The organism is Streptomyces sp. STAM6, assembly GCF_054963715.1.
Genome location: NZ_JBUEFZ010000006.1, coordinates 117,643 through 142,159 on the forward strand (window position 1 = coordinate 117,643; position 24,517 = coordinate 142,159).

Genomic DNA, 24,517 nt, shown 5'->3' on the forward strand with positions numbered 1-24,517 from the left:
GGAACGGAAACCCACCAGGGGCGGCGACACTCCGACGGACGCGGCCACCCGGGTGCCCCGGTCCACCGCAACGGCCCCGATTCCGCTCCGCGACACCCCCGCCGTCAGAGTGACGGGAGAATCGGTCGCACCTGCGCGTATTGTTCATATGACCTTCCTCGATGCGCCACGAATCAAGGAATTCCCTCGGAAGAACATCGCGAGGAATTCCGGCTCGGGAAGCTGAGAAGCACAGCAGATGCCCCGGCGGTGAAGCCGCGCGATCAGGGACGCCGCAAGGGGCGAGGCGGCATGGACGCAATGACCGCCGCATCGGGCCGTGACACGGCACGGAGAGCGTGTGGCGCGTACTCCCGAGGAAAACGTCATGCGACGCGGACCGGGCGAGGCGGATTCCGACCCTGGTGGAGGTGTTCGGGAAACGCATGCAGCCGGGGCCCGCATCCCGGAGGATGCGGGCCCGGACCATGTCATGCGTGGTCAGCGTCAGGCGGGCACGATGTTCTCGGCCGTCGGGCCCTTCTGGCCCTGAGCGATGTCGAAGGCCACCTTCTGGCCCTCCTGCAGCTCGCGGAAACCCTGGGCGGCGATGTTCGAGTAGTGGGCGAACACGTCGGGGCCGCCTCCGTCCTGCTCGATGAAACCGAAACCCTTTTCCGAGTTGAACCACTTCACGGTGCCAGTGCTCATGCCGTATCTCCTTCGGGGATCATCCGCATCCGCACCGTGCGGATGCATGTCGCCGCGATGATTACCCCGCCGGAAAAACCGGAGATGAAAACGCTCCCGACGAACCCTGAGGCCGCCGGAGGGCGCCTGAAGTATCGGGAACCACAACTGCAACTGAAATCGACGGTAGCACGCGGCGATGGCTGACGCCGATGGAATGGCGCCGCCACTTATTCGCGGCAAGAAACCGAAACGCGCGACCTCGCGAACCTTCACCTCGCCGATGGAGAAACACTCCCCCGCGGGCGCACCGGGGCGCTCCTGTCGGCGGCCACGAGTATCACCAGCCGCCCCGGTGCCTTCGGCGTGGGGCTCTGGTGGCGGCAACGGAGAACCCCGGCGGTTCACCAGCCCCTCCCGGTGGGACGGGACCGTCCGAGAGCTGAGCGGGATCGTTCTCGGCTGTGTACTGGTCCGCGACGGTGAACGTGCTGGACCAGTCCGGGCACTCGGCGTGGCCGAAGAGGTAGGTCAGGCCCTCGGCCATCCGCTCCCGGCCGTGCCTCGGGGCTACGTTGTGCATCCACCGGGCCGTGCCACCGAGTTCCCCGACGACAACCGGTCCGAGTGGGCGGCGGCGGATATCGCCCAAGTCCCGGTCGCGGTGGGCCGAGTAGCGCCCGTGGTCGCCGATGGCCACGGTGACGCGCACCTCGCGGTGGGGGCAATGACGTTCAAGTGCCTCCGGAACATGGGGCGGCAGCGGAACCTCCCGGCGGCTCTTGGAGCTTTTCGGGTACCCCTTCACAGGGTGCCGGGTCATCCGAAAACCCAAGCGTCACACGCGTACCCAGCGTCGGCGTGTCGGCCACCGGTCGATCGGTGGGCGTCCGGGCCGAACAAGGATCCGTGGTCCCTACATGCGACGTCGACCGCTCCATCTCGGGGTTCCGGCAACGTCTCAAACACGCGTGTTCGATATGAGGGTCCACCTCGTTGACCTCGGTGTCGTCGTACAAGGCACAAGAAACCAGGGGTGGAGGACCGCAGTTGAGCACAGCGTGCACACGCGAGTTCCAGCAGGACAACAAAGTTCCTCGTCCGCTGCCGGCGAGGATCCGGTACACGGCGCAGTACTCCGTCAACCGCCTCGCTCGAGCCTCCTTCCGCAGGCACTGCGCCCAGGTCCCGAAGATGCCGCACCGCATCATCGGCATGTCCAGCCGCATCGACAGCCAGGCGGATCTTCTCCGCCCGCCGGGGCTTGACGTTCGCACGCGCCGCTCGGCACGACCGGGTACGAGGTGGGCGGCATGAGTGAGCCCACCGATGCAGCATCCAGCAGCGTTCCCGGGCCGCGGTCCGCCCCGCTGCCCCTGCCGCCGAGGACCGTGCCCGCCGGGCCGGAGGACGGCGACATGACCGATGCGATGGAAGAGGCGTACTGGTCCGTCCACGACGGCGCCGCCGCCAGTGCCACCGTGCGTCAGGTCCTCGCCCGGCTGCCCAGGACCCTGATCGGGCGGCTCGCCTGGCAGGCGGACCGCGCGTCCACCGTCACGGCCGTCGTCTGCCAGCTGGCCTCGGCCGCCATGGCGGCCTTCGGGCTGATCGCCTCGGTGGGTGTGCTCCAGCACCTGTTCGCTCAGGGGCCCACGCCCGATCGCGTACGCGCGGCCGTCCCCCAGATCCTCCTCGTGGCCGGCTTCCTCGCCGCCCGCGCCCTGCTGGAAGCAGCCGTCTCGGTGGCCCAGGCGCGCGTCACGCCCAAGATCCGCACCGCGCTCGAATGCGAGTTCTTGCACCTCACCGCGCACGTACGGCTGGAGGCGGTGGAGGACGCCGACTGGCACGACGAGGTGCACCGTGCCAACGACCGCGGGCTCTTCTACGCCCGGATGATCGTCGGGCAGGTCGTCTCCCTGGCCTCCGCGGCCCTCGGGCTCGTCGGCACCGCCGGCGTCCTGAGCGTCCTCCACCCCGCCCTGCTCCCGCTGTTGCTGCTGTCCGTCCTTCCGGTGGGGGCCGCCGCCGTGCACAGCGCGCGGGCCCGCTTCCACTCCTTCAAGCGATGGAACGCGCTGCAACGCCGCGTTCGCGTGTTCTCGTGGCTGCTGCTCGACGTGGACGCGGCCGCGGAGCTGCGCTCCGACACCGCCCAAGGCGCCCCTGCTGGACGAGCACCGCCGCCTGACCGTCAGGATCGCCGATGAGGACACCCGCCTGGGGGTGAACTCTGCCCTGATCAACCTGGCCGGCCGGGCGGTGGGCGGAGTCGGCACCGGCATCACGTACACCGCGCTGGCCGCCATGCTGATCGCAGGGTGGCTTCCCCTGGCCGCAGGGGCCGGCGCCGTCCTGGCCATCCAGTCCGGACGGTCCTCCCTCACCCAGCTCATCGAGTTCGCCCACCTCGTCTACGAGCACGCCCTGTGGGTCGACGACCTCCTCGCCGTCCAGGAGCGCAGTCGCCACCTCCTGCCCCGTACGGCCGATGTGCGGGCTCCGAGGAAGGTGCGGGAGATCACCGTCCAGGACCTCCACTTCACCTACCCCGGCAAGGACACCCCCGCGCTCAACGGGGTCTCCTTCACGCTCCGCGCCGGTGAGACGGTGGCGTTCGTCGGCCTCAACGGATCGGGGAAGTCGACCTGCGCCAAGGCGCTGGCCGGCCTGTACGAACCGCAGCAGGGCAGCGTGAGCTGGGACGGCATCGACGTACGCGAGATGGACGCCCAGTCGGTGCACCAGCAGGTCGCCTGTGTGCTGCAGGACCCTGTGCGGTTCCCCTTCAGCGCCCTGTCGAACATCACCGCCGGAACCGGCACGCTCACCGAGGCCGACCCCCAGCGCGCCATGACCGCCGCACGGGCCGCAGGAGCCGACGGGGTCATCGCCCCACTTCCCGCTCAGTGGAAGACACTGCTGTCCAAACGGTTCAAGGGCGGGCAACAACTCTCCGGCGGACAGTGGGCGAAGATCGCCGTCGCCCGGGGCCTGTACAAGGCGGCGCCGCTGCTGCTCCTGGACGAGCCGACGGCGAGCATGGACCCGCCGTCCGAGCACGCCGTGTACGAGGCCGTTCTGCGCGGCCGACTGCGCACCGACCAGATCACGGTGCTGATCTCCCACCGACTCGCCAGCGTCGTCGACTGCGACCGCATCCTCGTCTTCGACAGCGGCCGCATCGTCGAATCCGGGTCCCACGACGAGCTCATGGCCAGAGGCGGCGACTACGCCGCCATGTTCACCCTGCAGGCCAGCGGCTATCAGGCCGGCGCCGCCACAGCCGAGGAGGCCGGCCGGTGAACCACTCCGTCACCACTCCCCCGCTCACCGGGCCCGGTGAAGGCCGCTCGTCCACGTCGTTGTGGCGGCACCGCGACTTCCGGTGCTATCTGACCGGCCAGACCGCCAGTGTGGCGGGCAGCTCGCTCAGCTCGATGGCGATCCCGGTACTCGCCGTACTCGAGCTGGACGCCACCCCCGGCCAGGTGGCCTGGCTGGCGTTCTGGGGGCAGCTGCCGCCCGCACTGCTCGCTCTGCACGCCGGTGCGCTCGCCGACCGGCACTCCAAGCGACGGCAGATGATCACCGGTGACCTGGTCAGCGCCACGGCGCTGGCAACGGTGCCGGTGGCCGTGGCCCTGGGGGCGCTGACCCTGGCGCAGCTCATGGTCGTCGCCGTGGTTCAGGGTGCCGCGGGCGTGCTGCACGATGCGGCGGCTATCAGCCTGCTGCCGAAGCTGGTGGACCGGTCCCTGATCCAACGGGGCAACAGCCGTATCGGGGGCATGCTCGCGATCGCGGCGACCGGCGGCAGCACCCTCGGCGCCGCGCTGACCGCGCTGTTCGGCCCGGCTCGCGCTCTCGTCGGGGACGTCGGCTCCTACCTGCTCAGCGCCTGGTGCACCGCCCGCATCCAGGCCCGTGAGACCACCCGGGCGCGGACCGGGCGGCCCCGGCTGCGGACGGAGATCGCCGAGGGCCTGCGCTACGTACGCGACGACCACCGGCTGAGCGTGCTCACCTGGGTCAACGCCACCACGTCGCTGGCCCTGGCCGCGCTCAACACCCTGTGGGCGCTGTACCTGCTGCGGGTCCTGGAGATGAGCGCGACCGCCTTCGGCGTGGTGCTCGGGTTCGGCGCCCTCGGCGCGGCCGCCGGGGCGCTGTCCGCCCAGGCCGTCGCCCGGCGGTTCGGACCCGGGCCGTTGATGCTCGGCGCGCTCGCGCTGACGCCGCTCACCCAAGTCCCCCTCCTCGTAGCCTCACCGGGGCTCGGCTGGGAGATCGTGATCGGCGGCGCGTTGTTCCTGCAGCTGGCCTGCGCGGGGGCAGCGGGCACCACCCAGCGGTCGATCCGTCAGATCATCACCGAGGACAGCATGCAGGCCCGGATGCAGGCCGTCAGCACGTGGCTGACCTCCGGCGCCCGGCCGTTGGGCGCACTGCTCGCCGGCGGGCTCGGCACATGGGCCGGCGTACGCCCCGCGCTGGTCACCGGTGCCTGCCTGCTCGTCGTACCGCTGGTGGTCCTGGCCCGCTCGCCGCTGCGCGCCCTGCGGGAGATGCCCGCCCCTCCGCCCACCCCGGAGGGCACGGGCTGCACCACGGGGCAGCCGCCTGCCGCTGCCGGGCCGACCGTGCCCGCGCCGGGGCCTGAACCCGCCACGGAGGGCTCCATGGACGGAGGTATGCCGTGACGCAGCCGAACACCGGCGGTACGGAAGCGGGGCCGACCGCCATGGCGCTCCCCGGACCGCGCACCGCAGCACCCGCAGCGGCCGCATCCCGGCCGCATCCCGGTCGCTGCTCGCCGCGCCGAGAACCGCCACCCCGAGGGCCACGGCCGTCCAGCTGCCGCCCGGCGCACACGCGACACCTCCGCTGCGTGGCGGTGCCGGCCACGCCTGAGCGGTCACGGGTCGTGCGATCCGGAGAACGTCAGGAGCGGTCGTCTCTCAGTGAGTCCTTGATGCCTTCGGCGCGGCGGCGGATGCTCGTTGCCTTCTGCCGGATCCTGGCTTTCGCCTCGTCCGTTCTGCCCTCGGCCTCGAGGCGCTCGTGCCCGGTGGCCTTTCCGGCGATCACTTTGAGCCTCGCCTTGGCCTTGTCCAGGGCGCCATACCTTCTCATGATGGTCCCTTCGTCGGATCGGGCTATCAGGGTCCAGGCTAGGTTTGAGTGAGCCACCGTGCCTGTCGACGCCCCTTCCGGTCGGATCGGTGATCGCATCCGAGTGGACCATGGTCTGCTGAGCAGAGCCTCGTCCCCGGAGATCCTCACCACTGTTCCACCACATGCCCGCGTCGGCCTGATCATGTCGACTGCCGAGAGTGGTCTGTATTCGCCCTTCGTGGATCCGGCGACGGTACGTCGTGCGGCCCGTAGGGCGACATGGTCGGCGCAGGAGCTCGGGGGCTGGACACGGTGGACTCGCGGCTCACGGTCGAGCGCCCGGGGTCGCTCCCGCATCCTCCCCGGGCGTTGCCGCAGACGCGGTACCGGCGGTGGCTCCCCGCGCATCCGCACGCACGCGCGACCCCGGGAGTCCGGCGACACCGTGCGTCAGTGACGCCATCGCAGCCCTGGCCGTCCAGCAAGGGGGTGCGACCGGAGCGGCCGTGTGATGCGGGGCGCGGCCGGCTCGACAATCCGGATCTGCCGGCCCAGCCTGCCGACAGGCTCCTCGGGGCCGTGCCGAATCCGCTCGGTTCAGGGGATAAGCGTGTCAGGCGCCGGGCCATGGCTCGGCGGAGTGCTGGTCGCCGTCACCGCCCGGCAGGAGCTCTTCCGGGTGACCGCGGTGATCGCGGCGGCCAAGATCTTCCACCGACCCTCCGCGAGCTTGCCACCCACGCAGCGACGCGATTGCGGCACACGATCGAGTGGGCCGCCGTCCGCTTACCCGGGTCGCCCGCTTCCGGACCGGCTTGCCCCGCCGACATGTGCAGGACCCGCCGTACACAGAACGACCTCAGGGTGCGGTGACGACGATCTCGCGCTTGAGGATCTTGCCGGTGGGACCCTTGGGGAGTTCCGCGGTGAAGGTCACGATCCGCGGGTACTTGTACGCCGCCACTCGCTCCTTGACGTAGTCGCGGATCTCCTCGGCTGTCGCACGGGCGCCGCCGCGGAGGATGATCACCGCCGCGATCTCCTCGCCGTGCACCTCGTGGGGCACGCCGACGACCGCGGCCTCGGCGACGGCGGGGTGCTCGTACAGCACCTCCTCGATCTCCCGCGGGTACACGTTGTAGCCGCCGCGGATGATCAGGTCCTTCTTGCGGTCGACGATGAAGTAGAACCCCTCTTCGTCGACACGGGCCAGGTCGCCGGTGTGGAACCATCCGTCGCGGACCGCTTCCGCGGTCGCCTCAGGACGGTTGAAGTACCCCTTCATCACGTTCTCACCGCGGATCGCGATCTCGCCGACCTCGCCCGGTCCCGCTTCGGAGCCGTTCTCGGCGACGAGCTTCATCTCGACCCCGCGGATCGGCATCCCGATGGAGCCGGCCTTGCGGGGGCGGTCCGGGTGGTTGAAGGAGGCCACCGGCGAGGTCTCGGAGAGGCCGTAGCCCTCCAGCACGGTGGCGCTGAAACGCCGCTCGAATCCGTGCAGCACCTCGACGGGGATCGCGGCGCCGCCCGAGACGGCCACGCGCAGCGGGGAGGCGTCGAAACCGTCGGGGAGTTCGGCGTGGAGCAGCGCCGAGTACATCGTGGGGACGCCGAGGAAGACGGTGACCCCGTCACGGTGCATGATCTCCAGCGCCCGCTGCGGATCGAACCGCGGCAGCAGCGTCAGCGTCGCTCCCGCGGCCACGGCGGTGTTGAGCGCACATGTCTGCCCGAACGCGTGGAACAGCGGCAGGCCGCCGAACAGGACGTCGTCGGGGCCGAGGTGCAACAGCGTCTCGGCGGTGGTGGCCGTGTTCGAGACCAGGTTGCGGTGCGTCAGCTCGGCTCCCTTGGGCGTACCGGTGGTGCCCGAGGTGTAGAGGATCAGCGCGGGGTCGTCGTCCGCCCGGTCGACGATGCCGGACAGCGGTTCGACGGCCGTCAGCAGGTCGTGGAACGCCGAGGGTTCCGTCACCAGGCACTCGGCCCCGACCTCGGCGGCGGCCTTCGCCACCTCCTCCGCGAACAGCGGGAACGTCACCGTGACGCGGGCCCCGCAGTCGCGCAGGACGTAGGCCACTTCACGCGACTTGAGCAGGGGGTTCATCGGCACGACCACGCCCCCGGCCCGAATGATCCCGTAGTAGACGACGGGGAACAGCGGCACGTTCGGCATGGTCATGGCGACGCGGTCCCCCGGCCGCAGACCACGTTCCCGCAGCACCGCGGCGAACCTGGCGCTCATGTCGTCCAGTTCGGCGTAGGTCAGGGTGGTGTCGTCGTGGCGTACGGCGACGTGGTCGCGACAGGCCGCCGCGGAGTTCACCAGGAATGCGGCGAGGTTGGTCATGTCGGCAGTCTCCATTCTGTTCGGCTCAGCCGCCGGCACGGTGCCGGCGACGGTCGGGGCTTCCGGTGCCGGGGCGGGTGGTCCGCAGGCTCCGGGGCCGGACGGCCGGGCCCGTGAAGGGCTACCACGCCATATCCCTTAATCCGCTATATCGGGCATGATCGCCTCCGTGTGGTGACGGGCCGTCCCGGTCCGCCGGACCTGCCTCGCCCCGGGGGCGTCCGCCGCGACGAAACCGTTCGCCGGGGCGGCGCTGAGGGGATGCTAGGGTCCGCGCACACTCCCTGCTTGACGGGACGGGACGGAATACTTAACTTCTCGGGACCTAGTCCCTGGAGTACGCCATGAGGCCCCTTGTCCGTACCGCGGCGCTGAACGGCTACGTCGAGCTGAGCCGGTCCCTCGGCATCGACCCGCACGGGCTGATGAAGCGCGTGGATCTGGACACCGCGGACCTCGCCGTCCAGGACCGATGGATCTCCGGCCCGGCCGCCGTCCGGCTGCTGGAACTCTCAGCGGCCGCCTCGCACCACGACGACTTCGGCCTGCGCATGGCGGAGCTCCGGCGCTTCTCCAACCTCGGCCCCATCAGCCTGGTCGTCCGCGAGGAGCCCGACGTGCGCAGTGCGCTGGGACTGCTGCTCCGACACGAGCACATGTACAACGAACTCCTGCACACGCGGCTGTCCGAGCGGAACGGCCTGGCCACCCTCAAGGTCGACCTCCGGCTCGGTGAGACGACGCCGGCCCGGCAGGCGACGGAACTGGTCGTGGGTGCCTTCACCCGCATTCTGCGGGGATTCCTCGACGCACGGTGGCAACCGCTCTCGGTGTGGTTCGCCCACACCGCTCCGGCGGACTCCGCCCGGCACCGCCGCCTGTTCGGCCCCGGCCTCGAATTCGATCGCGAATTCGACGGCATGGTCTTCTACGCCGACGACCTCGACGCCCCCAACGCCATGGCGGACCCGCAGCTCCGGAACTACGCCCGGCAGTACTTCGACGCCATCGCCGCCGCTCCCCGGGACACCTCGGTGGCGGACCGGGTGCGCGAGCTCATCGAGGCCCTGCTGCCGACCGGCCGATGCTCGATCGAGCAGGTCGCCCGCAGCCTCGGCGTCGACCGGCGCACCGTCCACCGTCATCTGGCGCACTCGGGAGAGACGTTCTCGTCGCTGCTCAACGCTACGCGGATGCGGCTCGCGGAGCAGGTCGTGGCCAGTCCCCGCCGTTCGCTCACGGAAGTCTCCGACCTCCTGGGCTTCTCGTCCTTGAGCGCGTTCTCCCGGTGGTTCCGCGAGCAGTTCGGGTGCAGCCCGAGGGAGTGGCGCAAGGAGAAGGCACGGGAGCAGGACCCCGGCCGGGGCTGACTGGCACGACGGGACGACACACGGTCGGCGCCTCCGCCGCCGGGCCCGACTGTCCCCAAATGACAAGTCGCCCGTCACCACGGGTCAAGCAGCCGGGTTCGCCCCGCTCTACCTTGGCTGCACCGCACACAAGGTGGTCGCCCCCCGGAGGGGAGCCGGGCCACTCCCCCGCAGCACGCTCCCCTCCGGGCCGGCCGTCCGCAACCGGGCTTGTGCGCCCGACGTTCTCCCCGACCCACTTCACTCTCTGCCGTCCGAGTGCCCGACACCACGGACGCCGGTGGACACGTTGAGTGATCATCCGTACGCGAAGGAGAAGGACCGTGCATTTCCACGACGACTCGCTCTTCCCCGAGAACCAGGAGAAGCTGGTCATCCAGGCTGCCCCGTACGGGCCGGAATGGCTGCCCGGCGACGCCGACGACCTGCCCCTGACCATGGACGAGCACGTCCAGGCGGCCGTCGACTGCTACAACGCCGGGGCCACGGTTCTCCACATCCACGTGCGCGAGCTCGACGGCAAGGGCTCCAAGCGGATGTCCATGTTCAACGAGCTGATGGGCCGGCTGCGCGAGGCCGTGCCGGACATGGTCCTCCAGATCGGCGGGTCGATCTCCTTCGCCCCCGAGGGCGAGGGCGCCGACGCCAAGTGGCTCAGCTACGACACCCGCCACCTGCTGGCCGACCTCACCCCCGCGCCGGACCAGGTGACCATCGCGATCAACACCAGCCAGATGAACATCGTCGAGATCATGACGGACGACGACCTGGAGGGCACCTCGATCGCGAAGCCGGAGTACTACCGGGCCTACCGGGACATGGTCGTCGAGGCCGGCCCGGACTTCTACCTCGAACACCTCAAGCGCCTGAAGGAAAGCGGGATCCAGCCGCACTTCCAGCTCGCCACCATGGCCCAACTGGAGACCGTCGAGCGGCTCATACGCGCCGGCATCCACACCGGCCCCCTGGTCCTCAACTACGTGGCGATCGGCGGCGGTTTCGCCGGTCGGCACCCCGCCGACCTGATCGAGTTCATCCGCCGCGTCCCGGACGGCGCGGTCCTCACCATCGAGAGCTCCATGCGCGCGGTGGCGCCGATGAACGCGATCGCCATCGCCCTCGGCGTGCACGTCCGGGTGGGCAACGAGGACAACCTGTGGCGGCGCAAGGGCGAGCGGATGTCGTCCGTCGAGCAGATCGAGCAGATGGTCCAGATCGCGGACGCCCTCGGACGCGACATCGCGACCGGCCCGGAGGCCAAGGAGATCTACAAGATCGGCGAGCACTACGCGGACGCCGACGAGACCCTCGCCCGTCTGGGCATGGTCCCGAACCGCCTGCCCGGCCGGCGCGGCTTCATGCTGCGCGACCTCACGAGCTGACCCGGCATCCGCGCCAGACACGAGTCCCCACACACGAGCGATCGGAGCAACCCGTGGCACACGCCGTCCGCTTCTACGAAACCGGTGGCCCTGACGTCCTGACATGGGAGGAGGTCAGCGTGGGCGCCCCCGGTCCGGGCGAGGTGCGCGTCCGGCACACAGCCGTCGGCCTCAACTTCGCCGACACGTACTTCCGTACGGGTCTCTACCCGGTCCGGCTGCCCGACGGCATCGGCGTCGAGGCATCCGGCGTGGTCGAAGCCGTCGGCGAGGGCGTCACACATGTCGCCGAGGGCGACCGCGTGACCTATACCGGCAGCCCGCTGGGCGCCTACTCCACGGAACGGGTCATGCCCGCCTCGCACCTGATCAAGCTGCCTGACGAGATCGGCTGCGAGACCGCCGCCGCGATGACCATGCGCGGGCTCACCTCGGCGTACCTGCTGCGCCGGATCCACCCGCTGAAGGCGGGTGACACGGTGCTGCTCCACGCGGCGGCGGGGGGCGTCGGCCTCATCGTCTCGCAGTGGGCCAGGCTGCTCGGCATCCACGTGATCGGAACGGTCTCCAGCGAGGAGAAGGCGGAGGTCGCCAGGGCCCACGGCTGCGAGCACATCGTCTACTACCGGCGCGAGAACGTGGCCGAGCGGGTGCGGGAGCTGACCGGCGGTGCCGGAGTGCCGGTCGTCTTCGACAGCGTCGGCAAGGACACCTTCGCCGGCTCGCTGGCCTCGCTCGAGCGCCGCGGTCTGCTGGTCTGCTTCGGCACCGCCTCCGGCCCCGTGCCGCCGATCGACGCCATGCAACTCGCCGTCAGCGGCTCCCTGTTCGTCACCCGCCCCGCGCTGGCGGACTACATCGCCGACCCCGCGGAGCGGGACTCCCTGGCAGGCGAACTGTTCGGCCATGTCGCCTCCGGACGCATCAAGATCGAGATCAATCAGCGCTACCCCCTCAAGGACGCGGCACAGGCACATCTCGATCTGGAAGCCGGACGAACCACGGGATCCTCCGTCCTCCTTGTCTGAACAGCCACCTGATCCCCGGGACCGGCCTTCGTCCAGGACCGACCACCGACCCGGGACCGGCCTTCGTCCCGGACAGCCGACTACCGACCCGGAACCTTCGTCCCGGACCGACTACCGACCCGGGACCGGCCTTCGTCCCGGACCGACCACCGACCCGAGACCGGCCTTCATCCCAGGAGTGACCTTCACCTCAGGAGTGTGCACCATGCCCCAGACCCTCCGCCCCAACGAACCCGCTCCCGCCCTGGTGCGCCCGGGCGTGCTCCGCAGCTCGATCGAGGTCGAGCCGCTGACCTGCACCATCGGCGCCGAGATCTCCGGCGTGAGTCTCGCCGACGCCGCCCGTGACGAAGACCTCTTCGCCGAGATCAAGTGCCTGTTGCTGCAGTACAAGGTCCTGTTCGCGCGCGACCAGGACATCACCCGCGCCGAACACGTCGCCTTCGCCCGGCGCTTCGGTGAGCTGGAGGACCACCCCGTCGCCGGAAGCGACCCCGATCACCCGGGTCTGGTCCGTATCTACAAGGACCTGGACAGTCCGGCCGAGCACTACGAGAACGCCCTCCACACCGACGGGACCTGGCGCGAGAACCCGTCCATGGGAGCCGTGCTGCGCTGCGTCGAGTCACCTCCGGTGGGCGGCGACACGATCTGGGTCAACATGGCCGAGGCATACGACCGCCTGCCGGAGCACCTCAAGACGCAGATCGCGGAGTTGCGCGCCCGGCACAGCATCGAGGCGACGTTCGGCGCCGTCATGCCCGAGGAGAAGCGCCACGCCCTGAAGGCACAGTTCCCGGACGCCGAGCACCCGGTGGTCCGCACCCACCCCGAGACCGGCGAGAAGATCCTCTTCGTCAACGCCTTCACGACCCACTTCGTCAACTACCACACGCCCCAGAACGTCCGCTTCGGCCAGGACTACGCGCCCGGGGCAAACCTCCTGCTGAACTACCTGATCAGCCAGGCCGCGGTCCCCGAGTACCAGGTCCGCTTCCGCTGGCGGAAGAACAGCGTGGCCATCTGGGACAACCGCTCCACCCAGCACTACGCCGTCCAGGACTACTGGCCCGCCGTCCGCAAGATGGAGCGCGCGGGAATCGTCGGCGACAGACCGTTCTGACCCTTCCCTTCAGAAGCAGTCGAGGTGATGACAATGGGGTTTCACACCGCTGCGGACTCCGCCCCGGGGGCCACTGCCTCCTCGGGGTGGCCCGTGTCCCGGCGCTACGCCTGGGTGGTTTTCGCGCTGAGCTTCGGGCTCCTGCTGTCCGACTACATGTCCCGACAGGTGCTCAACGCCGTCTTCCCGATGCTGAAGGCCGAATGGCTGCTGTCCGACGCGAGACTGGGTTCGCTCAGCGGCATCGTGGCACTGATGGTCGGCCTCCTCACTTTCCCCCTCTCGCTGATGGCCGACCGCTGGGGCCGGGTGAAGTCCCTGGTCATCGCCGCGACGATGTGGAGCCTGGCGACCCTGGGCTGCGCGGTGGCAGCGAGCTACGGCCAGATGTTCCTCGGCCGGCTCTTCGTCGGCATAGGCGAGGCGGCCTACGGAAGCGTCGGCATCGCCGTCGTGCTGAGCATCTTCCCCGTCGCCATGCGGGCCACCCTCTCCGGTGCCTTCATCGCGGGGGGTGCCTTCGGCTCGGTCCTGGGAGTGGCGATCGGCGGCGCCGTCGCCCAGCAGTTCGGCTGGCGCTGGGCGTTCGGCGTGATGGGCGTCTTCGGCCTGGTGCTCGCCCTGATCTACGCGATCGTGGTCAAGGAGAGGAAACTGACGCCGCAGGGGCAATCGGCCGACACCGGCGACAGCGGCACCGCACGCGGTCAGCTCAGGACCCTGCTGCCCCGCCTGTTCTCCTCCGTCTCCGTGGTCAGCGCCTACATCGGCAGCGGTCTGCAGCTGTTCATCGCGGGCTCGCTCATCGCCTGGCTGCCCAGCTACTTCAACCGCTACTACGACATGCTCCCCGCGAAAGCCGGGGCGACCGCGGGTCTCTTCGCCCTTGTCATTGGAGTCGGCATGATCCTCGGCGGGATCGCGTCGGACAGGCTCAGCCGACGGTCCCCGGTCCGGAAGTGGGCTGTCGCCATCAGCTGCAGCATGGGATCCCTGATCCTGCTGATGATCACGTTCCGCCTGCCGGCCGGCCCTGTGCAGCTGCTGGTGCTGGCCCTGGGGACCCTGCTGTGCGCGGGAACGGCCGGGCCGGGGGCGGCCATGGTGGCGAACCTGACGCCCGCGGCCGTCGCCGCGACAGCGTTCGCCACCCTCACGCTGGCCCAGAGCCTGCTCGGTCTCGCCCCCGGCCCGGCCGTGACGGGGTTCCTGGCGGACCGGCTCGGCCTGCTCCGCGCGCTGCAGTTCGTCCCCCTCGTGGCGATCGGGGCCACGGTGGCCTTCCTGATCGGCCGCCGCTGGTACGAACGTGATCTGCGCCGCCTCACCGGCCTCGCCCCGGCGGCGGAGCCCAGGGAACCGTCGGAGGTGTCCGCATGAGCCCGACCACACAACCCACGGTCGTGATCGTCCCCGGCATGCGCGACCATGTCGAGGAGCACTGGCAGACGCTGCTGGCCCAGCGGCTCACCGACGCCGGCCGCACCGTGTCCACCGTTCCACCGTTGACGGGGAACCGTCTCAGCCGCCACTCCCACGTCGCCAACCTGGTGGAGATGATGGCGCAGATCACCGGACCGGTCCTGCTGGTCGCCCACAGCGCGGGCTGCATGACCACGGTGCAGTGGGCCCAACGGCACAGCGCGGACGTCCGGGGCGCCCTGCTGGCCACGCCCCCGGACTTCGACACACCCCTCCCGGACGGCTACCCCACCCCGGGCGAGCTGGAGAAGTTCGGCTGGACCCCTGTCCCCCGCCGCCCCCTCCCCTTCCCCAGCATCGTCGCGGCCAGCTCGACCGATCCTCTCGGCTCCCTGGAACGCGTCGCGGAGCTGGCCCGGAACTGGGGCAGCCGCCTTGTGGAACTCGGCGACGTCGGACACCTCAACCCCGCCTCGGGTCACGGCCCATGGCCCGGAGCCGAGGAGTGCGTCGAGGCGCTCGAGCACGGCTGGTCCCGTACGGATCCGAAGCCGGCCGCATAGGCCCGTAGGCACTCCCACCCACCGCGCGGCCCCCGGAGAGGCAACGATGAACACGGACACCGACCTGTTGTGGTCACCCGGTCGCCGCGAGCTGGAGGACTCCAACGTCGCGTGCTTCATGGAATGGCTGGAGGAGGTCCGGGGGCTGAGCTTCGCCGACTACGCCGAGCTGTGGCGGTGGAGCTCCACCGACCTGCCCGGGTTCTGGTCGGCGGTGTGGGAATTCTACGGCCTCGACGCCGTCACCCGCTACGACGAGGTACTGACCGACGCATCGATGCCGGGAGCCTCCTGGTTTCCCGGCGCACGTCTGAACTTCGCCGAGCGGTGCCTCGCTCAGGCCACCGACACGCGTCCGGCGCTGGTCGCCGTGGCGGAGGGCGGCACCCCCGTCGAGATCTCGTGGGAGCAGTTGCGACGCGACGTCACCGACGTCGCGGCGGCCCTGCGGCGAATGGGGGTGGGGCCCGGTGACTGCGTCGCCGGATACCTGACCAACATCCCCCAGGCGGTGGTGGCGCTCCTGGCCACCGCCGCCGTCGGCGCCGCATGGACGGCCTGCTCACCCGACTTCGGCACACCCAGTGTCCTCGCCAGGCTCGGGCAGGCCCGGCCGAGCGTCCTGGTCGCAGCGGACGGCTACCGCTACGGCGGCAAGGAGTACGACAGGCGCCCCGCGGTCGCCGAACTCCTGGACCGACTGCCGACGGTCCGTCATCTCCTGGCCGTCGACCGTCTCTTCCCCTCCTCCGGGGCGTGGTCCACGCGGCCCGACGTCGAGCAGCACGTCTGGTCCGCGCTGCCGCCCGCCGACGAGCCGCTCGTCTTCGCCGACGTACCGTTCGACCACCCGCTGTGGATCCTGTGGTCGTCAGGCACCACCGGTGTGCCCAAGGGCATCGTGCAGGGCCACGGCGGCATCGTGGTGGAACTGCTCAAGGCGCTCGGTCTCGGTGCCGACCTGCGCCCCGAGGACCGGTACCTGTTCCTCACCTCCACGAGCTGGATGGTCTGGAACTTCCTCGTCGGCGGCCTGCTGCACGGCAGCACGATCGTCCTGTACGACGGCAGCCCCACCTTCCCCGACGTGGGCGGAGCCTGGCGCGTCGCCGAACAGACACGGGCGACGATGGTCGGGGTGGGCGCGGCCTACCTCGCGGCCGTGGAGAAGTCCGGCACCGATCCCGCCGCCGACGCCGATCTCGGCGCGCTGCGCTCCATCCTCCAGACCGGGTCGGCCCTGGCCCCGAGCACCTGGCGCTGGGTCCACGACCGTCTCGCCCCCGGCGTCTGGCTCCAGTCCATCTGCGGCGGGACCGACATCTGCTCCGTACTGGCCGGTGGCTCCCCGCTGTTGCCGGTACGGGTCCGCCGGATCCCGTGCCCCTCGCTCGGCGTCGCGCTGGCGTCATGGGACGACGCCGGAGAGCCCCTCACCGGCGAACAGGGTGAGCTGGTGGTGACCGCCCCGCTGCCGTCCATGCCGCTCCGCTTCGTCGACGACCCCGACGGCACCCGCTACCGACGCAGCTACGTCGCCGCCGAGGCGGCGCTTACTGCCGAGCTCCGCGTGGAGCTGGGGCTGCCGGCCGACCGGGAGAGTGCGACGCAGATCCCCACGATGGGTGTGTCGTTCGCCCTTCCCCGCTTCTACGGCCCGCAGGCCACACTCGTCCCGAACATCCGGTTCTTCCGCCCCACGCTCCCCGAACCGCCGTCCGCGGCGGTCCGCGGAGCGGGCGGAGTGCCCATCGTCCTGGTCACGCTCGGGACCACGGCCGGGGTGCCGCACCGCGACTTCCTCCGGCGGATCCTCCACGGGCTGCGGGGCGCGCCCGCCCGGGTCGTCGCGGCAGTGCCGGACGCGGACCGGGCGGACCTCGCCGATGCGTTCCCCGAGTCCGAGATCCTGGGTTTCGTGGCGCTGGAGCGCCACCTCGACCGTGCGGACCTGGTGGTGACCAACGGCGGCTTCGGGACCGTGACCAACGCCCTCGTCCGCGGGGTGCCGCTCCACCTGACTCCCTTCCACAGCGACCAGTTCTTCAACGCCGAGCGATTACGGGACGCCGGCGTCGGGGTCGTCCTCGACTGGTCGGAGTGCTCGCCCGAGTCCCTGCGGGGGAGCGTGCTCGCGGCGTTGGCCGACACCTCGTTGCGCACGGCCGCCCGGTACTTCATGCAGGAACTGCACGCGCTCCCCCACCTGTCCGACTGCGTCACATCCCTGGAGGAGTACTTCGGGCAACGGAATGTGGTCCAGTGGATCAGCCGGTGGCCAGAAGCCGGTCGATCGCCGCCCGGCCCGCCGCTCCCCAGGTCCGCTTCCCACCCGGCAGGCCCCGTTCCCCGGCGTGCCCGATGGCGACGAGAGAGAGGGCCTTCAGGACAGCCCAACCGCGGGCCCGCCGGATCATCGCCTCGTCCGCGTACGGGTAGTCGGCGAGGAACCGCAGGTCCGCGCCGTCGGGGAGCAGCAGCCACGCACCCGCGACATCGGTCGCCGGATCGCCGACGCAGAGCTCGCCGAAGTCGATCACACCCGAGAGTGTGCCGTCCGAGACGACGACGTTGGCCGGGTGCACGTCACCGTGCAGCCACTTCGGCGCGCCCTGCCAGGCGGGGGCCGCCACCGCCCGCTCCCAGACATCGCGCACCGCGTTCGCCCGCTCACTGAGAGCGAAGGGCTGGAAACGCTGCTCGAACTCCTCCCTGAGGATGCCGAGCGGGACACCGCGGTTCGCGCTCCCCGGTGCTCCGGCCGGCGCCGTCCGGTGAAGCGCGGTGAGGAAGGCGGCCAGCGCGTCCGCGGCGTCCTGGTCGCGGGTGATCGTGGCACGGTCGCCGGGCTCGCCGGGAACCCATGTCACGATGCTCCACGGGCGCGGGAACAGCTCGGACGGCTCACCGGTCCGCACCAAAGCCGGCACCGTGAGGGGAAGGCCCGGTCCCAACAAGGGCAGCCACTGCTGCTCCTTCCGGAGCAACTCCGGGGCCCGCGAGGTGCGCGGCAGGCGCAGGGCAAGCTCGTCCCCGAGCCGCCACTGCTGGTTGTCCCACCCGGTGGCCGCGAACCGGAGGTCCAGCCCCGCCAGATCCGGGTGCTGTTCCCGGAGCAGGGAGCGCACCGCTTGCTCGTCGATCTCCACGATCTCCATACCTGATCTCCCATCTCTCATCGAACCACAGAACCCGTGGGGAACGGCCGGGTGGGGCGGCCGGATCAGCCTTCCAACTCCAGCAGGAGATCGAACAGCTCGCCCTGGACTGCCAGGACGACGGGATGACCTCCGAGCGCGAGATCCCGGGCATCGGAGACCTGCCGGGAAGGCCAGTCGGCGCCCCCGCAGGGCCAACGGAACTCCACGTCGCTGATCCCCTCCCGGAGCAAACCGTGCGGGATCACCACCGTGGCGGCCGTCCACGTGGGAGCCACCGCGAGCCCGGACACCGGGTGTCCGTTTACAGCGACCTCGACCCGGGAGTCCAGCCGGACGGCCGCCGGAACACGGTAGGTCAACCGCAGTCGGCCGGGGGCCACCTCGCCCAGCCGGAACCCGAACCGCGACCCACACCCGAAAGCCTGGAAGAAGGCGCGTTCGGGCAAGTGGTGGTTGACGGTCCGGAAGGCGCCGTCGATGAACCCCTTCTCCGTGGTGCGGAGCAAGTCGATCCCCTTCCGGGCCGGCGCCGTGACCGGCCCGCTCCCCACAGCGGCAATCAGGGCTGCGCGCACGCTCCACATGCCCAGCAGCTCCGCGGCCCGCGACAGCATGGGTTCGAGGTACGTGCCGCGTGCGGATGTGCGAGCAGAGGGCCGACGGCTTCGCCGCTCCACACCGGCCCGGTGCCCTCGAGCAGCCGGAGCAGCGCCTCGGCACAGCCGCGCCCTTCCGGATGCGTCCGGACGGCACGCCGGACCGGCCGTTCTACGTGCCCCGGTTCCTGGTCGTAGTAGCTGTTGTGGACGGCCGCGAGAAGGTCCCCGACGGCGCGGTCCGCCGCGGAGAGGACGTCCGACGGCCGGGTGGTCCCCGGTTGCCGGCCCGCGACAGCGTCGGCGAGGGCGGCTGCGAGCAGTTCGATGCCCGTGCTGCTCAAATGGCAGTAGTCGAGGAAGAAGTCCGGATCGGGTGCCGGGGCATCGGGACCGGTTCGCAGCGGCTCGGCGAGATCGACGCATCCGAAATTCCGTTGGGCCGCCCCTGCGATCAGGGCGCCGCGGATGCCCTCGGTGACCCGGGGGCATGGGCACCGAACAGCCCGCACACCGCGTCCCGAGACTCCTCCAGGGCCTGTCGTTCCAGTTCCGGACGACCGGCCGCGCCCGCGGCCCGCGCCCGCAGCCAGCCCGTGACCGGACTCATCCCTTGGTCGAGGTGGGCCATCTCCTTGGTGACCCGGAGCACGACGTCGGCGTCGCCGACGGCCAGGGCCGTCTCGGCCGCCCTACGGTGGTCCACCCACGCCGACAGGTCGCGGGGCGACACCGGCGGCAGCTCCAGTCCCGGGTCGGGCGACCAGCCCCGGAGGTTGAACTCGGGAACCACCACGATCACCTCGGCGGCGCAGGCCTCGGCGACCTCGGCGAGGCTGTCGAGCACCTGCTCGACGCCGGGCCCGGCGACCCGGTCTGCTAGGCACGGCGCATCGCCGGGTAGCCGCCGGCGCGAAGTCCTGCCGCCAGGGCATCGAGATCGGCGGTGGTCTGCCGCGAACGCATCCAGTTGTTGCCGGCGTAATGACGATGACATGCGGCTCCAAGCACGGCAGTTGCAGCACGGTCTCCACGAGGTCGTGCCGGTCGGCGCCGGTCTGTGCCAGGTCCACCACCTGGTAGGCGTCGCCGGACGCGTTCAACTGCCGCTCCAGTGCGAGGGCCGGGGTGAGCACAGGGTCGAGCAGGAAATCCCGGGCGCTCGACTCTCCGAGCAGCACAACCCGCCGGACACCGTCGGCGGCCGGGATCCGGTCGACCTCCGCCCACCGGCGGCTCTCGTCGGGGCCGAGTCGACGCCGGCGCAGTGCCGGGCCGCCCGGTCCGGCGAGGATCTCCCAGGCGCCCACGACGTCGCCCCCGACCGAGACGTCGGTGGTCTCGGGCGCGGCCTCTGCCGCCGTCTCCAGCCACAGCTTCCGCAGCTCGGCCAGCACCTCGGACCCGCGCTCGTCCGAGAGGAGGCGCGCCAGGTTGTCCGAACGCAGTTTGAGGGTATTGTCGGGCATGGTCGGCTCCTCGCCGGCTCAGAGGAAGGTGTAGACGTCATCGCGGATGACTGGTTGCCGGTACGACGACTGCCGGTCGACGCGGGAGAACCAGGACGGCGGCAGGTCGGACGAGCGGACGGCGAGGTCGGCCAGTACAAGGACGTCCAGACGTGACCGGACAAGGCAGGCCAGCGCGTCTGCCGGGCTCGACACGATGGGTTCACCCCGCATGTTGAACGACGTGTTGCGCAGGACCGGATAGCCGGTCCGGCGCCCGAAGGCAGTGAGCAGGCCGTGGAAGCGCGGGTGGTCGGCCCGGTCGACCGTCTGGACCCGGGCGCTCCCGTCTACGTGCGCGATCGCGGGGAGCGCCTCCGGGTCGCGAACCGGCGCGGTGTCGAGCATGAATGGCGAGGCTGTCGAGAGCTCGAAGAACTCCGCGCAGCGCTCGGCCGGGACGGCGGGTGCCAAGGGCCGGAAAGCCTCGCGCTTCTTCACGAGGGCGTTGATGTGGTCGCGCATCTCCGCCCGCCGCGGGTCAGCCAGGATCGACCTGGCGCCCAGTGCCCGGGGGCCGAACTCCATACGCCCCTGGAACCAGCCGGCGACGGCGCCCTCGTCCAGCCACCCGGCCGTCCTCGACCGTCCTCCGCTGCACCCCACAGAGGCGCCGCGGTGAGCCCTCAGAAGCCCCTGACGGCCTATCAGCAAAGGTACCAGGGCGTGCGTCAAACGAGCGTCACGAGCGTCATTTCAGCGTCGAGATATCGCCCGTAACGCCCACAACACACATAATGCGCACCGACAAAACCGCAGGTCATGAGCCTTCCCGCACCGGTTCAAGGATCGCGACGCACTCCACGTGATGCGTCATCGGGAACAGGTCGAACGCTCGCAGCGTCCGCACCCTGTATCCGCCCTCCCTGAAGTACGCGATGTCGCGCGCCAGGGCCGCCGGGTCGCAGGCCACGTAGGCGATGCGCCGGGCGCCGAGGGAGGCGAGGTGGGCGACCGTCTGCTTGCCGGCGCCCGCGCGTGGGGGGTCGAGGACGATCAGGTCGACCTCGGTGATGCGGGTCCGCGGGAGGGCCGACTCGACCTTGCCCTGTTCGATGCGGACGCGGTCGAAGTGCTGGAGGTTGTGGCGGGCGTCCTCCACCGCGCGCTTGCCGTATTCGATGCCGAGCACCGCGCCCTTGTCGCCGACGCGGTCGGCCAGGGCGCCGGCGAAGAGGCCGACGCCGCAGTAGAGGTCGAGGGCCGTGTCGCCCTTGCGGGGCAGCAGGCCCTGCATGACCGCGCGGACGAGGGTGTCGGCGGCCTTCGGGTGGACCTGCCAGAAGCCGCCGTTGCCGACGCGGTAGGTGCGGTCGTCGGCGCGCTCGCGGACGAACGGGCGGCCGTGCACGCGGTGGACGCTGCCGTCCTTCTCGTGGATGCGCAGGACCGAGACCGGCTGGTCGAGCTCGACGATGGGGAGGCGGGCGCCCGGGCGCGGGGTGAGGACGACCTGGCGGTCGCCCGAGCCGGTCGCGGCGATGGCCTCGACGGACGCCATCCCGGTCCAGTCGCGCTGCTCGATGCCGAGTTCGGAGACGCCGGGTGCGGCGATCATGCAGTGCTCGATCGGCTCGACATCGTGGGAGCGGTGGCGGCGCAGGCCCGCGTGGCCCGAGGCGTCGACGGTGTACTGGACGCGGGTGCGCCACGCGGGCACCTCGCCGGCCGGCAGCTTGTCCCCCTCGGCCGGCATGACCGTGCCGTCCCAGCCGGCCTCCTCGGGCGTGAGGCCGGCGAGGCGCTTGAGCTGTTCGGCGATGACCTCGCCCTTGAGGCGGCGCTGGGCGCCGGGCTTGGCGTGCTGCCAGTCGCAGCCGCCGCACTTGCCGGGGCCGGCGTACGGGCAGGGCGCCTCGACCCGGTCCTTGGAGGCGTCGAGGACGCGTACGGCGTCGGCGCGCAGGAAGCGGGAGTCCGCGGAGCCCTCCGTGACGCGGGCGACGACCTTCTCGCCGGGCAGCGCGTGCCGGACGAACAGGACGCGGCCCTCGTCGGTGCGCGCGATGCAGTGGCCGCCGTGGGCGACAGGGCCGACCTCGACCTCGTACTCCTCCCCGATCAGCGAGGACTCAGGTGCGTTCGGCATGGCGGGGTGGCTCCAGGGATAGAAAAGTGGGCTGCCGGAGTGGCAGCCCACCAGTCTACGTGGCCCGGGGGAGCGCTCAGCCCTTGGTGGAGGACTGCTTGGGTCGCTCGTCGACGGGGCCGCGTCGCACGGCGCCCGGGGCGTTCCATTCCTGGCGCTTCTTCGCCCGCTTCCTGGCCAGCTCGGAGGACTGGAGCTGGTAGGGGACGGACGTGACCATCACACCGGGCGTGAACAGCAGCCTGCCCTTGAGGCGCAGGGCGCTCTGGTTGTGCAGCAGGTGTTCGTACCAGTGGCCGACGACGTACTCGGGGATGATCACGCTGACGGCGTCCCGTGGGCTCTCGCGGCGCAGGCCCTTCACGTATTCGATGATCGGCCTGGTGATCTCGCGGTAGGGCGAGTCGAGGATCTTCAGCGGGACGTTGATGCCGCGCCGTTCCCACTCGGCCCTGAGGGCCTTGGTCTCGGCCGGGTCGACGTTGATGCTGAGCGCCTCCAGTTTGTCGGAGCGCATCAGCTGGGCGTAGGCGAGGGCCCGCAGCGTGGGCCGGTGGAGCTTGGAGACCAGGACGATGGAGTGGACCCGCGACGGGCGGGCGGTGTCGTCGGTGGGCTGGTCGGGAGCGGCGATCTCCTCCGCGACGCGGTCGTAGTGCTTACGGATCGCGGTCATGGTCCCGTAGAAGATGACCATGCCCAGCAGGGCGACCCAGGCGCCGTGGGTGAACTTGGTGGCGAGGACGACGACCAGCACCAGGCCGGTGAAGAAGGCGCCGAAGGTGTTGATCGCTCGGGAGCGGATCATACGGCGGCGTACGGCGGGGTTGCGCTCGTTCTTCAGGTGCCGGTTCCAGTGCCGGACCATGCCGGTCTGGCTGAGCGTGAAGGAGACGAACACGCCGACGATGTAGAGCTGGATGAGGCGCGTGGAGTCGGCGCCGTAGAGCCAGACGAGCAGAATCGCGGCGCCGGCCAGGAGCACGATGCCGTTGGAGAAGGCGAGCCGGTCGCCGCGGGTGTGCAGCTGGCGCGGCAGGTAGCGGTCCTGGGCGAGGATCGAGCCGAGGAGCGGGAAGCCGTTGTACGCGGTGTTCGCGGCGAGGAACAGCACCAGGGCGGTGGCCGCGGCGAGCAGGACGAAGAAGAAGGTCCCGTCTCCGAAGACGGCGGCCGCGACCTGGGAGATCACCGGGTTCTGGACGTAGTCCTCACCGACCGGGACGCCGTTGCGCAGCAGGTCGTGGGCGGGGGTCTCGGCCATCTTCACGTCGGTGGCCATCGCCAGGCCGATGATGCCGCAGAACATGGTGACGGCGAGGGCGCCCATGAGCAGCAGCGTGGTGGCGGCGTTCTTGCTCTTCGGCTTGCGGAAGGCGGGGACGCCGTTGCTGATGGCCTCGACGCCGGTGAGCGCGGCACAGCCGGAGGAGAAGGCGCGCAGGAGGAGGAAGACGAGCGCGACTCCGGCGAGACCCTCGTGCTCCGCCTTGATCTCGAAGTCGGCGGTGGGGGCCTTCATGGTGTCGTCGAGGACGATGCCCTTGAACGCACCCCAGGCGATCATGATGAAGACGCCGGCGACGAAGACGTAGGTGGGAATCGCGAAGAGTTTGCCCGACTCCTTCACACCCCGGAGGTTCATGAGGGTGAGGAGGACGATGATTCCGATGGCGCAAAGCACTTTGTGCTCGACGACGAACGGAATGGCCGAACCCAGGTTCTCCACGCCGGAGGAGATGGAGACCGCCACGGTCAGGACGTAGTCCACGAGGAGCGCGCTGGCGACGGTCAGGCCGGCCTTGGGGCCGAGGTTGGTGTTGGCGACCTCGTAGTCGCCGCCCCCGCTGGGATAGGCGTGCACGTTCTGGCGGTAGGAGGCCACGACCGTGAACATCAGGACCACGACGGCGACCGCGATCCACGGGCTGAAGTGGTAGGCCGACACACCTGCGATGGAGAGAACCAGCAGGACTTCTCCCGGTGCGTACGCCACCGAGGACAGCGGGTCGGAGGCGAAGACGGGGAGCGCGATGCGTTTGGGCAGGAGGGTCTCCCCCAGCCTGTCACTGCGCAGCGCACGGCCGATCAGGATCCGTTTGGGCAGGTCGGTCAGTTTGGACACGGAGAGG

General features: G+C 70.5%; 18 protein-coding genes and 1 pseudogene. 10 read left to right on the top strand and 9 right to left on the bottom strand.

The window, feature by feature from the left end:
* Positions 1 to 486 precede the first annotated feature (486 nt).
* Positions 487 to 690: a cold-shock protein gene (locus tag ACY34K_RS10805; protein ID WP_462745955.1), complete on the bottom strand. Its 204-nt coding sequence runs from the start codon at positions 688 to 690 to the stop codon at positions 487 to 489.
* A gap of 1,292 nt (positions 691 to 1,982) precedes the next feature.
* Here ACY34K_RS10805 and ACY34K_RS10810 point away from each other — a divergent pair.
* From ACY34K_RS10810 to ACY34K_RS10820, 3 genes are read left to right on the top strand one after another with little or no spacing between them, the layout of a single operon-like run.
* Positions 1,983 to 2,882 (top strand): hypothetical protein, encoded by a 900-nt coding sequence (locus tag ACY34K_RS10810; protein WP_462745956.1) that lies wholly within the window; start codon positions 1,983 to 1,985, stop codon positions 2,880 to 2,882.
* A 16-nt stretch (positions 2,883 to 2,898) separates the two neighbouring features.
* A complete protein-coding gene (locus tag ACY34K_RS10815) occupies positions 2,899 to 3,978 on the top strand; it encodes an ATP-binding cassette domain-containing protein (RefSeq protein WP_462745957.1) in 1,080 nt (359 codons plus the stop codon).
* Positions 3,975 to 5,375 carry an MFS transporter gene (locus ACY34K_RS10820; protein WP_462745958.1) on the top strand — a complete coding sequence of 467 codons (1,401 nt, stop codon included), beginning with the start codon at positions 3,975 to 3,977 and terminating at the stop codon, positions 5,373 to 5,375. The genes ACY34K_RS10815 and ACY34K_RS10820 overlap by 4 nt, the downstream gene beginning before the upstream one ends.
* A gap of 241 nt (positions 5,376 to 5,616) precedes the next feature.
* Here the strand turns inward: ACY34K_RS10820 and ACY34K_RS10825 are convergent, their stop codons facing one another.
* Entirely contained in the window at positions 5,617 to 5,808 is a 192-nt protein-coding gene (locus tag ACY34K_RS10825) for a CsbD family protein (RefSeq protein WP_462745960.1), read from the bottom strand.
* 841 nt (positions 5,809 to 6,649) lie between these two features.
* The gene (locus ACY34K_RS10830; protein WP_462745961.1) at positions 6,650 to 8,143 is read right to left on the bottom strand and encodes a long-chain-fatty-acid--CoA ligase; all 1,494 of its coding nucleotides are present in this window, start codon (positions 8,141 to 8,143) and stop codon (positions 6,650 to 6,652) included.
* A gap of 344 nt (positions 8,144 to 8,487) precedes the next feature.
* Between ACY34K_RS10830 and ACY34K_RS10835 the strand changes: the two genes are divergently transcribed.
* The 7 genes and pseudogenes from ACY34K_RS10835 to ACY34K_RS10865 form a co-directional block, all read left to right on the top strand.
* Entirely contained in the window at positions 8,488 to 9,513 is a 1,026-nt protein-coding gene (locus ACY34K_RS10835) for an AraC family transcriptional regulator (protein ID WP_462745962.1), read from the top strand.
* A 323-nt stretch (positions 9,514 to 9,836) separates the two neighbouring features.
* The gene (locus tag ACY34K_RS10840; RefSeq protein WP_462745963.1) at positions 9,837 to 10,895 is read left to right on the top strand and encodes a beta-keto acid cleavage family enzyme; all 1,059 of its coding nucleotides are present in this window, start codon (positions 9,837 to 9,839) and stop codon (positions 10,893 to 10,895) included.
* Between the two features lie 53 nt (positions 10,896 to 10,948).
* On the top strand, positions 10,949 to 11,923 hold the full coding sequence (locus ACY34K_RS10845) for a quinone oxidoreductase family protein (protein ID WP_462745964.1): 975 nt from the start codon (positions 10,949 to 10,951) through the stop codon (positions 11,921 to 11,923).
* A gap of 205 nt (positions 11,924 to 12,128) precedes the next feature.
* Complete coding sequence (locus ACY34K_RS10850) at positions 12,129 to 13,046, top strand: TauD/TfdA dioxygenase family protein (RefSeq protein ID WP_462745965.1); 918 nt, start codon at positions 12,129 to 12,131, stop codon at positions 13,044 to 13,046.
* Positions 13,047 to 13,139: 93 nt separating this feature from the next.
* Positions 13,140 to 14,426, top strand: coding sequence for an MFS transporter (locus ACY34K_RS10855; RefSeq protein ID WP_462745966.1), 1,287 nt, complete (start codon positions 13,140 to 13,142; stop codon positions 14,424 to 14,426).
* Positions 14,423 to 15,031: an RBBP9/YdeN family alpha/beta hydrolase gene (locus ACY34K_RS10860; protein ID WP_462745967.1), complete on the top strand. Its 609-nt coding sequence runs from the start codon at positions 14,423 to 14,425 to the stop codon at positions 15,029 to 15,031. Before ACY34K_RS10855 ends, ACY34K_RS10860 begins: the two co-directional genes overlap by 4 nt.
* Before the next feature lie 118 nt (positions 15,032 to 15,149).
* Positions 15,150 to 17,255 (top strand): annotated as a pseudogene (locus ACY34K_RS10865) (acetoacetate--CoA ligase); the annotation flags it as partial.
* A 43-nt stretch (positions 17,256 to 17,298) separates the two neighbouring features.
* Here ACY34K_RS10865 and ACY34K_RS10870 read toward each other — a convergent pair.
* From ACY34K_RS10870 to ACY34K_RS10895, 6 genes are all read right to left on the bottom strand, one after another.
* Entirely contained in the window at positions 17,299 to 18,210 is a 912-nt protein-coding gene (locus ACY34K_RS10870; RefSeq protein WP_462745968.1) for an aminoglycoside phosphotransferase family protein, read from the bottom strand.
* A gap of 44 nt (positions 18,211 to 18,254) precedes the next feature.
* Positions 18,255 to 18,806 carry a hypothetical protein gene (locus ACY34K_RS10875; RefSeq protein ID WP_462745969.1) on the bottom strand — a complete coding sequence of 184 codons (552 nt, stop codon included), beginning with the start codon at positions 18,804 to 18,806 and terminating at the stop codon, positions 18,255 to 18,257.
* Between the two features lie 436 nt (positions 18,807 to 19,242).
* Positions 19,243 to 19,635, bottom strand: a complete 393-nt coding sequence (locus ACY34K_RS10880) for a hypothetical protein (RefSeq protein ID WP_462745970.1) — start codon at positions 19,633 to 19,635, stop codon at positions 19,243 to 19,245.
* A 640-nt stretch (positions 19,636 to 20,275) separates the two neighbouring features.
* Complete coding sequence (locus ACY34K_RS10885; protein ID WP_462745971.1) at positions 20,276 to 20,902, bottom strand: carbamoyltransferase C-terminal domain-containing protein; 627 nt, start codon at positions 20,900 to 20,902, stop codon at positions 20,276 to 20,278.
* A gap of 154 nt (positions 20,903 to 21,056) precedes the next feature.
* On the bottom strand, positions 21,057 to 22,385 hold the full coding sequence (locus tag ACY34K_RS10890) for a class I SAM-dependent RNA methyltransferase (RefSeq protein ID WP_462745972.1): 1,329 nt from the start codon (positions 22,383 to 22,385) through the stop codon (positions 21,057 to 21,059).
* A 76-nt stretch (positions 22,386 to 22,461) separates the two neighbouring features.
* A complete protein-coding gene (locus ACY34K_RS10895; RefSeq protein ID WP_462745973.1) occupies positions 22,462 to 24,510 on the bottom strand; it encodes an APC family permease in 2,049 nt (682 codons plus the stop codon).
* Positions 24,511 to 24,517 lie beyond the last annotated feature (7 nt).